The sequence below is a fragment of the Mycolicibacterium hodleri genome (assembly GCF_025822245.1).
GTDB lineage: Bacteria > Actinomycetota > Actinomycetes > Mycobacteriales > Mycobacteriaceae > Mycobacterium > Mycobacterium hodleri.
The window spans coordinates 225,436-238,581 of sequence record NZ_JACKTL010000008.1; the positions used below are offsets into that span (position 1 = coordinate 225,436).

A 13,146-nucleotide genomic window follows, 5' to 3' on the forward strand; every position below is an offset into this window, starting at 1 on the left:
CTGTAACAGTTGCTTCATATAAACCTGGGCGGGTGACTCCGTCCGGTATGTCGAATCCGTTGCCGACTGCAGACACTCAGAGCACGGATGGCCTCCACCAGCGTGGCGCGGCGTCGTTGCGAGAGGTCTCGCCGCGGTGGGTCATCGCGGCATGGGTAGCTGCGGCGGTCGCACTGCTGGTTCAGCAGTGGCTTGAACCGTTCACTGCGAGCTCGCACATGGGGTTGCTCACCAACGGCGGTGACCTCGACATCTACCGTCACGGCGGCCTGCAGGTCCTGCACGGTGATCCGCTGTACGCCGAACCCATCCCCCCGGGTGGGTGGTTCACCTACCCTCCGTTCGCCGCAGTGGGATTCATTCCGCTGGCGTTCTTGGCCTTCCCCGCCGCGCAAGTGGTGTGGATGCTCACGTCCTTCGTCGCGCTGACGGCCACGATTTGGCGCTGCGCCACCGTGCTCGGTTATCGAACGAACTGGCAGCTGGGTTCGTTTAGCGCGGCCATGGCCTTCGTGGCAGTCGACGTCGAAGCCGTGCGCGGCACCCTGTGGCAGGGTCAGGTCAACCTCGTGTTGATGGCCATCATCGTCTGGGATCTGACCCGCCCGCGGGAGGCCCGACTGCGGGGTTGGGCCGTGGGTCTCGCGGCCGGAATCAAGCTGACGGCAATCGTATTCGTCCCCTACCTGCTGGTCACTCGGCAATGGCGTGCCGCGGCTACTGCGACGGCGACGGGTGTGACCACGGTGCTGTTCACATGGTGTCTGCTCCCCAGTGACTCGACCCAATACTGGTTTCACGCGGTGTTCGATACCGATCGGATCGGTCCGCTGACCCACCCGGGGAACTTCTCGATCGGCGGCATCGTCGCGACCTTGTCCGATCCGGCGCCCATGCCCACGCTCTGGTGGCTTCTCGGCGTTGCCACCGCAGCATTGCTCGGGTATTGCGCTGCCTACCGTGCTGAGCGCGCCATGCAGAGCCTCCTCGCGATCACGGTCGTCGGACTTCTGTCCTGTGCAGTCCCGCCGCTGGCTTGGGGTCATCACTGGGTGTGGGTGGTTCCCCTGCTCGTAATCACCGTCGACCGCATCTTCCGCAGCGCTGGGCGGATCCGGTGGGGATGGGTCGCCGGCACTGCGGTGATCTATCTGGTGGTTTTCATGTGGTTCAACGCATGGCTCTACCGCGAAGCGCAACGCCTCAACGGCGCCTACCCCACCTACGTGGATGCCCTCGACGCCGCCATCGGACAGATGAGCCGAGTCGACAAGCTCCTTGCGGTGGGGACGCATCCGCTGCTGTTCATCTGCGTTGCGCTGTCCGTCGCCGTCGCCGCCAAACCCCGCCAACCACTCGTACCGGCAGCTAAAGATCCGCCAGCCGACTGACCGAGCGGCACATTCAGCGCGGTCGGACAACCGCAAGCTCCGAATCACCGTGAACAACCGAGTTTTCGCCAACACTCCCGCCGGCAACACCGTACTGCCTGTCTCACATCTAGAGATTCGAGGTCGATCAGATCTTGTGTCACTGGTGCAGAGCGGCGCGCGACCGGGCCATCATTGTGCTGTGACATCAGGGGATGAGTAGGTGAGCTTCGCTGCGGGACGCCCGGAGATGGTGGTCCTCGACATCGACGGCACCTTGCACGCGGCATCGGACACCCATCGTCGAGCACACCAAAGCATCAGCGTGGCGGTTAGGGCTGCCGTGCGCGCCGTCGCCACAACCGGCACCCACGTAGTGCTGTGCACCGGCAGGCTGTCCACCGCGACGCTGCCGTTCCTGCACGAACTCGAAATCGCCGCCGGATTCGCGGTCTGCTCCAACGGAGCGGTACTCATCGACGCCGCGACCGGACGCATCGTCGAACAGGTCGTGGTTCCCCCTGGCCGAGCCGATCACAGTGCTGCGCGGCCGGCTGCCCGACGCCGTGTTCGTGGCCGAGGACCCCGGAGTCGGGGTGTGGGCCACGGGCCTCGTCGACGACGCCGACACCCACTACGGCGTCGTCACATTCGTCGGGATCGACGAGTTGGCGGCTGCGTCGACCACCAGACTGGCCGTGCACTGGCCCGGACGCAGCGGCCGTGAGCTGTCGGAAGCGTTGTTCCACAGTGCGATTCCCGACGTCCAGTGTTGTTGCTACACCGATGAGCCGTTGGCCGATCTGACTGCCGCGGGAGTGACTAAGGCTGCGATGCTGGAGCGGCTGCGTGTGCAGCTCGGGGTCGCTGCATCGGAGACGTTGGCTGTCGGCGACGGTGTCAACGACATCGAGATGCTTACCTGGGCGGCTCACGGGCGTGGCCATGGGCAACTCTCCAGCTTCGGTGCAGGCGGTAGCCGACGAAGTCTGCCCTTCGGCCGCCGACGACGGTTTGGCCATTGCACTGTCGAGATGGTTCCGCTGATTGCCGGCGTGTGCCTGAGTCCGGTGTGTAACTCTGTCGACTCGAGCTACCCGGTTGTGCGTGGGTTTTGTTGAGCGGCGGTGTCGGCGTTGCGTGCGGCGCGCTCGATCTTCGCGTGCCGTGTCGCCCAGTAATCCTGGCCTCGCTCCAAGAAAGTCGCCGTCATAGGGTCCGCACCGACGGCTCCGTCGATCTGCTCACGCAAGATGTCGGCATGACCCGCGTGACGGAGAGTCTCGGACAAGACGTGAACCATGACGTTGAACAGCATCACCTCTGGGCGCGGCCAGTGAGCGACATGTCCAGCGGTGTCGATGGATAGGTCGGCGATCGTATTGTCTGAGTGCGCGCAGACCCGCGAGTAGCGATCAATGACTTCAGAACGGGATTCGGTCTCTGTGGCCCATGTGTCTGCGTCGAGTTCGGCGTCAGCGGCGGTCCACGGGAGGTCTTCGGGGAACGCGCGACCGAACACCTCGCCGAAGTACAGCGCTTCGGTCATCGTCAGATGTTTCACCAATCCGAGCAGGTTCGTCCCCGTAATCGTCATGGGCCGCCGGGCGTCATATTCCGACAACCCGTCGAGCTTCCAGAGCAGCGCCTGACGAGCGTCGCGCAGGTCGCTGTGCAGGTACTCCTTGGCGAAGGCATCGACCATCCCCTCAGTGTGCCGCGCGGAGCGTTCGGACCAAACGGTCATTCGCATCCGTCTCATTTTTAAAGAATGTGGACGGCTCAGTTCCTGTCTCGCACGGTGAATGAGCGGTCGATTATCTGGGGGCTGGTTTCACCAGTTCGTCGAAGACGGCACTCTTCCAGGTGGCCGAACTGGACAGCTGTGCATGCGCGCCGCGGTAGATCTTGCGCATCCTGTTGAACTTGCGGAGCAAGAGTCCTTGCCGCTTCAGGGATTCGCGGAGCAGCTCGAACATCTTCGCCCGGTCGCGCTGGCGATACACGACACCGCGACCGTCGGCGGTGGTGACGGTGACGCCGTCGACGCGCGACAGCGAAAACCACCGGGCGTCCTGCGTGGCGACGTTGATCTGCGGCCGGACGTGGTGCTGCGGATCGTGGGCCTTCAGCTGGTGAAGCACACCGCGCGACAAGCGGACCGCGATCGCGACCGGGCTGACGGGAATCTTGACCTTGCGGCGCCACCGCTTGTCCGACGGGGTCGGCAGCGAGGTCGCGCTCGGCAGTACCACCGCGTCGGGGAACTCGGCGCGCATCTTGCGCACGGCGGGCAGCGCGGACTCCAGGATGGAGAAGATGTGGTCCGGGCCTGCAAGGAAGTCGTCCATCGCCTTGTTCTGGATGGCGACGGTCGAATACTCGAGGCACAGAAGGTGTTTGATGGTCGCCTTGAGGTGGCTGGCGACCAGGCCGACGACGCTGCCGTCCCAGTGCAGCGAGGCCACCACCAAGCGGTTGCGCAGGTGGAAGTACGCCTGCCAGTCGATGGCGTCGTCCTTGTCGCTCCACGCCATGTGCCAGATGGCCGCGCCAGGCAACGTCACCGTGGGATAGCCTTGCTCGCCGGCGCGCAGGCCGTACTCGACGTCGTCCCACTTGATGAATAAGGGCAGCGGCTGACCGAGTTCCTCGGCGACCGACCGCGGGATCATGCACATCCACCAGCCATTGAAGTCGACGTCGACGCGGCGGTGCAGCAACCGGCTGCGGTACTCGTCCTCCGCAGCAAGCGGATACTTCGCAAAATCGTGGTCATATTCGGTGTTCAACCCACCTGACCACATGAACTTCTTCGCATCAATCATCTCGCCCATGACGTGCAGGTGCGACGGCTCCTGCAGGTTCAGCATCTGACCGCCGACCAGCGTCGGGACCTTCGAGAAGCGGCTGAACGCAAGCGCCCGCAGGATCGAGTCCGGCTCGATGCGAATGTCGTCGTCCATGAACAGAATCTGTTCACAATCGGTATTCTTCAGCGCCTCGTACATCACCCGGCTATAACCGCCGGAACCACCGAGGTTGGGCTGGTCGTGAATCCGCAGCCGATCACCAAGGGCCGCAGCCGCATCGGCGAAACCGGGATGGTCGACGGCCTTATTGGTGCCCTGGTCAGTGACGATGACCGCCGAGATCACCTCGTCGACCAGCGGATCCAAGGTCAGGGCGGCCAACGCGTTGACGGCGTCCGCCGGCCGATTGAAGGTCGGGATGCCGACCGCTACGTCCGCCCGACCCAGGACGGGGATCGGTGCGTACCACCCGGCGCTGTGCACCGTCACATTGCTGTCGGTGGTGATGTCGAACCAGATCCAGCCACCATCCTCGAACGGGTCAAGCCCGATCTCGAACTCGGTAACCGCCCGCCCGTCCTGGTCGGTGCTGACGGCCGTGGTGCCGTCTACGGTGATGCGGGCGCCGGTGGCCTTGGACCGGTAGACGTCGATGCGGGCGCTACCGGTCAGCTCCACGCGCAGCACCACCGTCTCCAGTACCGACCACCGCCGCCAATAACTGGCAGGGAAGGCATTGAAGTAGGTCGCGAACGACACCTCAGACTCGGCGCCGATGTCCAGGGTGGTGCGCGTGCGGGCGTGCGCGCGACGCGCGTTGGTATCGGATTCCTCGATGTAGAGCTTGCGCACGTCCAGCGGTTCACCCGGTCGAGGCAAGAGGACGCGGGACAACAGGCTGACCGCCCGACGATTTTGGGCGATTGCGCTGCGCGCAGCTGTCTCAGCGTCGAGTCTTGGAGTCACACTGGCATCATTCCATTACTGCTACGCAGTCTCGTTTGTAGAGAATCTGGACGGCTCAGATCCTGTCTCGCGAGTGTCGTTTCAAGACCAGGGTCGAAGGGCGGCATCAGCGGCGCGTGCGGAGTATGCGGCTGGCTCGCAGGGCTGCCGGTTCTTCTCCGCAGTTCATGGATTCGCCGAGGTAGGTAGTGATGACGTCTTGGGCAGCGCGGTCTTCGATGGTCGCAAAGCCGAGCGTGCGCAGTAGTCGGTCTATCTCGTCAGGTGTGAAATAGGTGACGAACGGTTCGCCAGCGTCGGCTAGTCGTTTAGCGCGGGCTTGCAAGTGCGCGCGGTCTTCGTCGGTGCTGGCAGATTGTAGGTAGTCGAAGATGACCTCGACGGGCTGGGTTTGCCCGGCGATGTACTCCAGGGTGGCCCGCGCGGCGCTCGGTGTCAGATAGAAGATGACACCCAGCCATATGAAGATCGCGGGTTCGGTGCGCACGAATGCCGCGGACTCCAATTCGGCTGCCAAATCTTGTGTTTCGAAGTCTACTGGCACAAGGCTCACCGTTGCAGGGATGTCGATTCCGACCGCGGCGAGGCGATCTCGTTTCCATGCCTGGGTGGCGGGATGATCGATCTCGAACACTCGCAGGTCGGGATTTTGACTGCGGTAGGCGAAGGTGTCCAGCCCGGCGCCCAGGATCACCAGCTGGCGGGTGCCGGCGGCTACGGCCGCAGCTATCGCGTCCTCGGCGGCACGGGCGCGGGTAGCGAAGAACAGTCGACGACCCCGATCGCTGATTACGGCGCCGACCGGATCGGCTGGACGCGTGCTCAATGCGGTCAGCTCGTCGGCAGTGACGCCGAGTAAAGGAATCGCCAAGTCGTCGGTGAAGATCGTTGGCTGATCGGCGATTTGGTGGTATGCCCGGGAGTAGGCGGTAGCCAGGGCCGTGCGGCTGGGCCCGTTGTCCATGCTGGTGAACCTACTCCCGAATCCACTGGGCGGATGATGTGAAACCGCTCACGACGTGGCCGCTCGCCCCTCGGGGCCAACAGAACGGTTCTGCTCATCCGCTGCCCTTAACGGCGTTGTCTCAGATCTAGAGATTCGTGGCCGATCGAATCCTGTCTCGCAGTACCGGCGGGTTGGGGTCAGCTGCGGATCGCTTGTGGTCATGTGTGGAGGTTGATGCCCGGCAGGGCAGCCTGGAGCTTCTTGCAGCCGTATGGGGTCAGGCACACCGACCGTCCCGAGCGCCGCGTCACCCAGTCTCGGGTGAGCCATGATTCGAGCATCGCGGCTCCGAGCCCGCCCGCGATATGGAATCGCCTCTCACTCCAGTCAACGCACAGTCGCAGGGCAGCTCGGCGCGTCGGCGTGATCGCGTTTACCCCAAAGCTGACGTGAAGTGCGGTGAAGATCGAGTCTGCGGCAGGCCCGAGCCGTATCGGAGCTGGTGATGCGCCGGCTGCAATGTCGGCGGGTGGGTCCTCGAAGTGGACGGCGTCGTGGGATCGAAGTGCGTCGGCGACGGCGACTCCGAGCCTGCCAGCGAGATGGTCGTAGCAGGTTCGTCCGGCGCGCAGGGCCGCGGCCGTGTTGCTGGCCTTGAGCGAGGTAACCCGTTGGGGCGGCGCGACGGCGGCGAGCGCTTCGACGAGGCGCGCGACTTCGGGACTTGCCAGGGAGTGGAGTCGGAAGCGGCCGACTTGCTCGACGCGTACGAGACCACCTGTCACCAGGCGCTGCAGATGAGCCGTAGCCGCCGGACGGCTCAGGCCCACGGCGGTTGCGAGCGCCGATGCTGGGTGCGCACGCCCGTCTGCCAACACCATCAGCATCCTGGCCCGACTGGGATCTCCGAGCAACGAGGCGATGTGCCCCACGTCGGCGTCGCCGCGCCCCGACGAGCCGAGGGCTGGTGTGTCGTTCACAAGGCCATGCTGCCACTGCCACGATTCACTTCGGCGTGAATCAATGGTCGGTCACACTGGGGGCGCAACCGACCGGAAGGACTGCGACATGGCGGCGACCTACGACGACGCACTCTTCGTCTTCGAACAATGGCATGAGCGTATCCAGCGACGGGACGCGGTAGCGCTCTCAGAGCTGTACACCGACGACGCCGTACTGGAAAGCCCACTTGTGTGTCGAGTGCTCGATACGTCATCAGGCATCGTGTCCGGCCGCAAGGAAATCGATGATTTCATCGCCGAGATCACAAAGCGGCGACCCGCCGACGATGCCTTGCCCTCGCTGTATCGCAGCGACCAATTCCATTTCAACGGAACGACGCTGATCTGGGAATACCCCCGCGACACAGGAGGAGTCGATCAACTCGACCTCGTAGAAGTCATGGAGCTTCAGGGGCCAATGATTCGACGACACCGCATCTACTGGGGGTGGCGCGGAACCGAACACATCATCGCCAACGCTGTCGAAAAGGTCACCGCGCCATGAACGCCGCGCGAATTGGCTTGGTGGGGTGTCTATTCGGTTGGTTTCTGGGGGTTGGTCGACAGCGTTTCGGCGAGTCCGAGTAGGTGTCGGCGGGTGAGTTCCTCGGCTGTGTGAGGTTGGCGGGCGAGGATGGCTTGGACGATGGCGGTGTGTTCGGCGTCGTCGTGGTGGTCTATGGGCAGCAGTGTGAGTAGTTCGGTCATGCTGGTCACAAGGCGTGGGTGGATGTCATCGAAGAGCGCGAGCAGCAGAGTGTTGTGTGCGGCGGTGACGATGCAGTGGTGCAGGGTGATGTCGGCGGCGGCGAGATTGCGGGGGGCGTCGTGTTGCAAGGCGTTGCGGGCGTGCAGCGCGGTGGTCATTGCGGTGGCGTCATCGCGGTGATGGTGTTGGGCGGCTAGTGCTGCGGCTCGGGTTTCGATGGCTATGCGGACTTGGACCACGTCGGTGATCGCGGCAACCTGGGCGAGGCGGTCGAATGGTTCCTGGGGGTTGGTGGCGGTGAGGAAGACGCCGACGCCTTGATGGGTGGCCAGCATTCCGCGGGCGGCGAGCAGGCGGATGGCCTCGCGGATCGTGGATCGACCGACGTGCATTTCAGCGGCCAGGGCCATCTCGCCAGGTAGTTGATCACCGACTTTCCACCGACCACCGACGATTTCGCTGAGCAGTGCGTCGGCGGCCTTCTCGGAGAGGGGAATGCGGGATAGGGCCTCCATGCTGTTGCCTCACTCGTCATGCGTTCGCGTGTCTGGAGACACGATATCGGCGTCGCCACGGGTTTCTGGTGCCGTGGTGGGCCGCTCATCGCGACTGCGTGTTCGACGCATACCGAACAGCTCACGCAGAGCCACTGCCAGGGCGAACACCGCGAACACGATGCTTAGTACGTGCACGTCGAGTGTGAGGGCCAGCAGTGCCCCCAAGACCGCCCCGGGGAGCGCACCGAGGTTCAACACCGCTGCCAGTCGTTTGTCGGCGGTGCCTTGTCGGGCGTGTACGACGGTGCCGACGACGGCGTTGGGGAAGAACATGAGTAAGGACGTGCCTTCCGCGGTGGGCAGATCGGTGCCAAAGAGCACCATCAACACCGGTACCGCTAGCAGTCCTCCACCGAGGCCCATTCCTGCCGCCCACGCTCCGATGATGAACCCCAGAATCAGCGAGGTGGGGATGGCGTACCAGGGATTGGCGATAACCGACATGGGGACTGTGGTCGCGGCGTGAACCGCGCTGGGTTGGGCTGCGTCGATTAGCAGTTTTACCCCGGTGGCGACCAGGATCGCCACGAACAGCCACCGCAGTAGTTGATGAGAGATCCGCAAGATTAGTCGTGCGCCCAGGAAAGCTCCCGCCGTGGCGCCCACTAGTAGGCCTGATCCCGCGTGCAGGTTGATCGAACCACCGGCCAGAGCGAACGTCGCCGCCCCGACGCCGGTCACGGCGATGTTGGCCGCCCCGGCAGTTCCATGCAGCGACGGACGCGGCAGTCGGGTCAGTTTCTCCAACGCGGGAACGTAGAACACCCCGCTACCACCACCAAGGAGCCCTCCGATGACGCCACCGGTGAACCCGACTCCTAGTTCTGCTCCGTTTCTCATGGGCGCACTTGGTATCGAGGTCGCCTCGGTGGCACCGGTAGCCCTCATCGTTGGTCGACGTGTTCGCTCGAATCCCATGGCTGAACATTCAAGCACATGTCAGACAAGTACGTGTCTACTATCCGTGGTTGAGAGTCTCGCATCTAAAGAATCGAGATCGATCGAGGGCTACTCGGTGGGTCGCCGGCCGGAGTTGAAGCCCGCTCGCCAAATCAAATCATCATTGTCCTTATTTTTATCTCGATTTGATTAAGGATTATTTAGCTTCTGATTATCACTTCAGCAATTTGCTAGATGCCATACGTACCGTCAATGCCGGTGATGGCGGGCACATCTGCTTTAGTCAATCGTTGCCATTCAATCTCGCTTGTGAGATGCCTGTGAGTCTCGATTGCGATGCGAGCAGAGAATCGGAACATGTTGCAGACAAGTACTATTGACATCACCACCGCAGAAGGGCGACGGTGGGAGCCGCGTTGGAGAGCAGCGCGGCGCGGGCCTCAGATGGGCTGACAAACACAACGCAACCATCATCTGCGTGTCCTCGTCACACGGATAAACAATGCGAATGGAGTTCGCCTAGATGCTCGGAAATATCACGCAATTCGGCAAGACCAAGGCCACAATTGTTCTGATGGGTGCTGGTCTAGCCCTCGCCGGCGCTGGTGTTGCAACGGCCGAACCCACCACGCCGCCGCCAACCCCGACGACCACGGCACCAGCGGCACCAGCGGCGCCTGGAACCGTGCACCCCAACGTCACTGCAGGCAACTGTGAATCCGGCGGTGGCATCGTCATCCTGGAGCAAAACGGCACGCGTACCTGCGTCGGCGGGTTCTACGATGGCCAGCAAGTCTTCTAATGACCGTCGCGTCGTGCCCGCCGGCGACGCGTGTGCACATGCAGGGGAAGGTGTGTCATGACGACTCACGTAGCGGATGACCGCGCGGAGTGGAGTTCCACGACGATCACCAGCTGGGTCACCCCACGGTTGGAACAGATCCTCAACCGCGCTGCTGAAATCGCCAACGAGAACGGATACAACTACCTCGGGGACGAGCACGTGCTGTTGGCGATGCTGGAGATCGACAACACTCAGCTGCACCGGTCATGGACGGCAGAATCGCCGCCGCTAACCGATCTCCGGCGCCGAATCCTGGACTCATTGCCCCCGCAGCAAGCCGAACACATCGGCCCAAGCGAACCGGTCAAGGTTGAGACCAGGCGTGTCAGCCCCAACCTGTAGCTGTGTGCGTCTCGGGTGGGATCGGCGAACCGCTTACACCTACCGATCCCACCCGATCCGCTAGAAACGAGCGACCCGACAAACCAATGCCCCACTCTCGCACTATGTCTCGCTTCTAGAGGTTTGAGGGCGATCACATTTTGTCTCGCTTCAAGCGCGGGACGATCCCTACTAGCGTGGATCTCATGGAGTGGACGACTTACGGCGCTTTCATGCTCTTTGTTTCGGTGATCATTCTGATTCCCGGTCCCGATGTCGCTGTGGCAGTCAAGAACGCGCTTGTGGGTGGGCGCCGCCAGGGCGTCGCCGCCGTCGTGGGTATTGGGATCGCCAGCCTGATGCAGAGCACCGCCGCGGTAACTGGGTTGTCGGTGCTGATCACGACTGCGGAGCCGGTGTTCCTGACCGTCAAATGGGTGGGCGCGGCATACCTGTGCTTCTTGGCGGCGCAGGCCTGGCGGAGCGCCTGGCGCGGCCGCTATCCCGACGTCGTTACCAACGAAGAGGTGCGACCCGCTGTCGCTGTGGGGCTGCGCCAAGGGTTTCTCTGCAACATCACCAATCCCAAGATCCTCGCCTTCAACCTTGCAGTGTTTCCGCAATTTTTGGGAACCCACCCGACTCCGCTGACCGCCACCGTCTACGCGGTGAGCCTGCCCGCCTTGGGGTCGCTCTACCTGCTTGTATTGGTCGTCGGTGTTGATCGGGCGCGCGTGGTGTTCTCAAAGATTTCGGTGCGCCGGGCGATGGACACGATCACCGGGGCGACGCTTCTTGGCTTCGGGGCACGCCTCGCCACCGAGTAACCCGACGTTGTCCGTCTCAGATCTAGGGAAACGCGACAGCGTCGGCGGCCCACTCCTCCGCGACGTACTCCCAGGTCGCAGCGTCTCGTTTCCTGTCTCACACGGCGTGTCTCACATTCACAACAGCCTGTTCGATGCGAGTCGGTGCGAGACCGGAAATAGCGCCGAGGCGCTTCGGGACGACGTTCATCACCGCCACGTTGCCCACGAACACACGGACAGCGACGGAACCGACCGCATTCTCAAATTTTTGTCATTAATGACATCCAGATGACATTCCAATTGAGAACATGACATCAAATTTGAGAACCTACAACCCAACGCGGCGACCAAAACCTGCCGGGCCTCACTCTTAGGACCGAAACAGTCCTAAGCACCTGCCAGGCTCATATCCGTGAACATCACCGCTCATCTCGCCGAGCAACTCGACTGGCACTGGACGCACCAGCTCCGCCCCCGGCTGGACGGCCTCACCGACGCCGAATACTTCTGGCAACCGGTACCGAACTGTTGGACGGTCCACCCGGACGGGACCGTCGACTTCGACTTCCCGCCGCCGCAGCCCGAACCCGTCACCACCATCGCGTGGCGGCTGGCCCACGTCATCGTCGGCGTGCTCGCGGTCCGCGCCCACTCCCACTTCGGCGGGCCGCCCGCGGCCTACGACACGTGGAGCTACGCCGCCACCGCGGACGACGCACTGCGCCAGCTCGACGACGCCTACGCCGGCTGGAGCGCCGGGGTGCACGCCGTAAGCGCCGCCGACCTGGAGAAGCCGGTCGGACCAGCCGAGGGCCCGTGGGCCGACCGGCCGATGGTCGACCTGATCCTGCACGTCAACCGTGAAGTGATCCACCACGGCGCGGAGATCGCGTTGCTTCGAGACCTGTACGCCCACACCACCGCCAAGGAGAACTGACCATGCCCGCCATGCCCGGCCCCGTCGTCGACGAGCGACAAGCACTGCGCGACTTCCTGTTTCAACAGCAGTATGCATTCCACGCGATGGCGTTCGGCCTGACCGACGAGCAGGCGCGCTCGACGCCGTCGGTCAGCGCACTGTCGATCGGCGCGCTGATCAAGCACGCGACGGGCTGCCAGCGCGGCTGGATGGCGCGTGTCGCCACGGCACCCGACACACCACCGGCCGACGACCGTCCGATGCAACAACGTCGGGAGGAGTTCGTCGACGAATTCACGATGCGGCCCGACGAGACCCTGGCGTCGCTCCTGGAGTCGTTCGCCGCGCAGAACGCCGAGACGCTGGGCCTCGTCGAGACCGCGGACCTGGACGCGGCGGTGCCCGTCCCGCGCGACGCACCGTGGTTCCCCAAGGACGTCGACGCGTGGTCGGTGCGGTGGGTGTTCTTCCACATGATGGAGGAATTGGCGCGGCACGCCGGGCAGGGCGACGTCATCCGGGAGAGCATCGACGGGGCCACGATGTACGAGCTGGTGGCCGGCCTCGAAGGGTGGCCGGCGACCGATTGGCTCACACCGTTCACACCGAAGAAGTAAGCCAATCTCGATTGATTTCGTTCCGGGGCGGGTAACAGCCTCTCAGGTCCTCATTGGGGAGAAGTCATCTACACAGAATCGAGTCCACAAATGACCGCCGTTCGCAGTTCCCTTCGTTTCCGTGCCGCTGCAGGTATCGCGGCTGCGTTCGCGGTAGGCACGCTCACCGTGGCGTGCGGCGGCAGCGGTAGTGGATCCGACTCCAGCACCTCCAGCACGACGGAGACCACCACCACGACCACCGTGTCGACGGCTCCGTCGGAGACGACGATGGCGCCGACCACCTCGGGTGCGCCCGGTGCGGGCGCCGGCGAAGGCGGAGCCTCGGCTACCGCACCCGGCGCCGGCGCAGGCGCGGGCCCCGGCGGAGCGTC

The 13,146-nt window shown here is 63.7% G+C and carries 14 protein-coding genes and 2 pseudogenes; 10 read left to right on the forward strand and 6 right to left on the reverse strand.

From position 1 onward, the window contains the following. The first annotated feature begins 32 nt into the window (after positions 1-32). From H7J06_RS02200 to H7J06_RS32780, 3 genes and pseudogenes are all read left to right on the forward strand, one after another. Positions 33-1,391 carry a glycosyltransferase 87 family protein gene (locus H7J06_RS02200; protein WP_264036566.1) on the forward strand — a complete coding sequence of 453 codons (1,359 nt, stop codon included), beginning with the start codon at positions 33-35 and terminating at the stop codon, positions 1,389-1,391. 229 nt (positions 1,392-1,620) lie between these two features. Continuing rightward, positions 1,621-1,878: pseudogene (locus H7J06_RS32775) on the forward strand (HAD hydrolase family protein); the annotation flags it as partial. A 31-nt stretch (positions 1,879-1,909) separates the two neighbouring features. Next, positions 1,910-2,491, forward strand: a complete 582-nt coding sequence (locus tag H7J06_RS32780) for an HAD family hydrolase (protein ID WP_264036568.1) — start codon at positions 1,910-1,912, stop codon at positions 2,489-2,491. On the opposite strand, the gene H7J06_RS02210 is transcribed toward H7J06_RS32780, so the two are convergent. From H7J06_RS02210 to H7J06_RS02225, 4 genes are all read right to left on the reverse strand, one after another. Then, the gene (locus H7J06_RS02210) at positions 2,464-3,075 is read right to left on the reverse strand and encodes a DinB family protein (RefSeq protein ID WP_264036570.1); all 612 of its coding nucleotides are present in this window, start codon (positions 3,073-3,075) and stop codon (positions 2,464-2,466) included. The genes H7J06_RS32780 and H7J06_RS02210 overlap by 28 nt on opposite strands. A gap of 112 nt (positions 3,076-3,187) precedes the next feature. Further along, entirely contained in the window at positions 3,188-5,149 is a 1,962-nt protein-coding gene (locus H7J06_RS02215) for a glycosyltransferase (RefSeq protein WP_308205675.1), read from the reverse strand. Between the two features lie 106 nt (positions 5,150-5,255). Beyond that, positions 5,256-6,113, reverse strand: a complete 858-nt coding sequence (locus H7J06_RS02220; protein ID WP_264036571.1) for a class I SAM-dependent methyltransferase — start codon at positions 6,111-6,113, stop codon at positions 5,256-5,258. A gap of 200 nt (positions 6,114-6,313) precedes the next feature. After that, positions 6,314-7,075, reverse strand: coding sequence for an ArsR/SmtB family transcription factor (locus tag H7J06_RS02225; protein ID WP_264036572.1), 762 nt, complete (start codon positions 7,073-7,075; stop codon positions 6,314-6,316). 88 nt (positions 7,076-7,163) lie between these two features. Between H7J06_RS02225 and H7J06_RS02230 the strand changes: the two genes are divergently transcribed. Then, positions 7,164-7,601: a nuclear transport factor 2 family protein gene (locus tag H7J06_RS02230; protein ID WP_264036574.1), complete on the forward strand. Its 438-nt coding sequence runs from the start codon at positions 7,164-7,166 to the stop codon at positions 7,599-7,601. 29 nt (positions 7,602-7,630) lie between these two features. Here H7J06_RS02230 and H7J06_RS02235 read toward each other — a convergent pair whose 3' ends face one another. Continuing rightward, positions 7,631-8,320: a FadR/GntR family transcriptional regulator gene (locus H7J06_RS02235; protein WP_264036575.1), complete on the reverse strand. Its 690-nt coding sequence runs from the start codon at positions 8,318-8,320 to the stop codon at positions 7,631-7,633. A gap of 9 nt (positions 8,321-8,329) precedes the next feature. Then, entirely contained in the window at positions 8,330-9,202 is an 873-nt protein-coding gene (locus tag H7J06_RS02240; protein WP_264036577.1) for a sulfite exporter TauE/SafE family protein, read from the reverse strand. Between the two features lie 583 nt (positions 9,203-9,785). Between H7J06_RS02240 and H7J06_RS02245 the strand changes: the two genes are divergently transcribed. From H7J06_RS02245 to H7J06_RS02270, 6 genes and pseudogenes are all read left to right on the forward strand, one after another. Next, positions 9,786-10,064, forward strand: coding sequence for a hypothetical protein (locus H7J06_RS02245; protein WP_264036579.1), 279 nt, complete (start codon positions 9,786-9,788; stop codon positions 10,062-10,064). 57 nt (positions 10,065-10,121) lie between these two features. Continuing rightward, positions 10,122-10,448: a Clp protease N-terminal domain-containing protein gene (locus H7J06_RS02250; protein WP_264036581.1), complete on the forward strand. Its 327-nt coding sequence runs from the start codon at positions 10,122-10,124 to the stop codon at positions 10,446-10,448. 185 nt (positions 10,449-10,633) lie between these two features. Continuing rightward, positions 10,634-11,254: a LysE family translocator gene (locus H7J06_RS02255; protein WP_264036583.1), complete on the forward strand. Its 621-nt coding sequence runs from the start codon at positions 10,634-10,636 to the stop codon at positions 11,252-11,254. 394 nt (positions 11,255-11,648) lie between these two features. Beyond that, positions 11,649-12,173 (forward strand): DinB family protein, encoded by a 525-nt coding sequence (locus tag H7J06_RS02260; RefSeq protein WP_372515212.1) that lies wholly within the window; start codon positions 11,649-11,651, stop codon positions 12,171-12,173. A gap of 2 nt (positions 12,174-12,175) precedes the next feature. Beyond that, entirely contained in the window at positions 12,176-12,772 is a 597-nt protein-coding gene (locus H7J06_RS02265) for a DinB family protein (RefSeq protein ID WP_264036584.1), read from the forward strand. Between the two features lie 90 nt (positions 12,773-12,862). Next, positions 12,863-13,146 (forward strand): annotated as a pseudogene (locus tag H7J06_RS02270) (hypothetical protein); the annotation flags it as partial.

What these genes read in the sequence shown, in the direction of transcription:
- H7J06_RS02210 (WP_264036570.1), bottom strand. Translation starts at nt 3,075, where the DNA reads ATGGTCGATGCCTTCGCCAAGGAGTACCTGCACAGCGACCTGCGCGAC.
- H7J06_RS02220 (WP_264036571.1), bottom strand. Translation starts at nt 6,113, where the DNA reads ATGGACAACGGGCCCAGCCGCACGGCCCTGGCTACCGCCTACTCCCGG.
- H7J06_RS02230 (WP_264036574.1), top strand. Translation starts at nt 7,164, where the DNA reads ATGGCGGCGACCTACGACGACGCACTCTTCGTCTTCGAACAATGGCAT.
- H7J06_RS02235 (WP_264036575.1), bottom strand. Translation starts at nt 8,320, where the DNA reads ATGGAGGCCCTATCCCGCATTCCCCTCTCCGAGAAGGCCGCCGACGCA.
- H7J06_RS02240 (WP_264036577.1), bottom strand. Translation starts at nt 9,202, where the DNA reads ATGAGAAACGGAGCAGAACTAGGAGTCGGGTTCACCGGTGGCGTCATC.
- H7J06_RS02245 (WP_264036579.1), top strand. Translation starts at nt 9,786, where the DNA reads ATGCTCGGAAATATCACGCAATTCGGCAAGACCAAGGCCACAATTGTT.
- H7J06_RS02250 (WP_264036581.1), top strand. Translation starts at nt 10,122, where the DNA reads ATGACGACTCACGTAGCGGATGACCGCGCGGAGTGGAGTTCCACGACG.
- H7J06_RS02255 (WP_264036583.1), top strand. Translation starts at nt 10,634, where the DNA reads ATGGAGTGGACGACTTACGGCGCTTTCATGCTCTTTGTTTCGGTGATC.
- H7J06_RS02265 (WP_264036584.1), top strand. Translation starts at nt 12,176, where the DNA reads ATGCCCGCCATGCCCGGCCCCGTCGTCGACGAGCGACAAGCACTGCGC.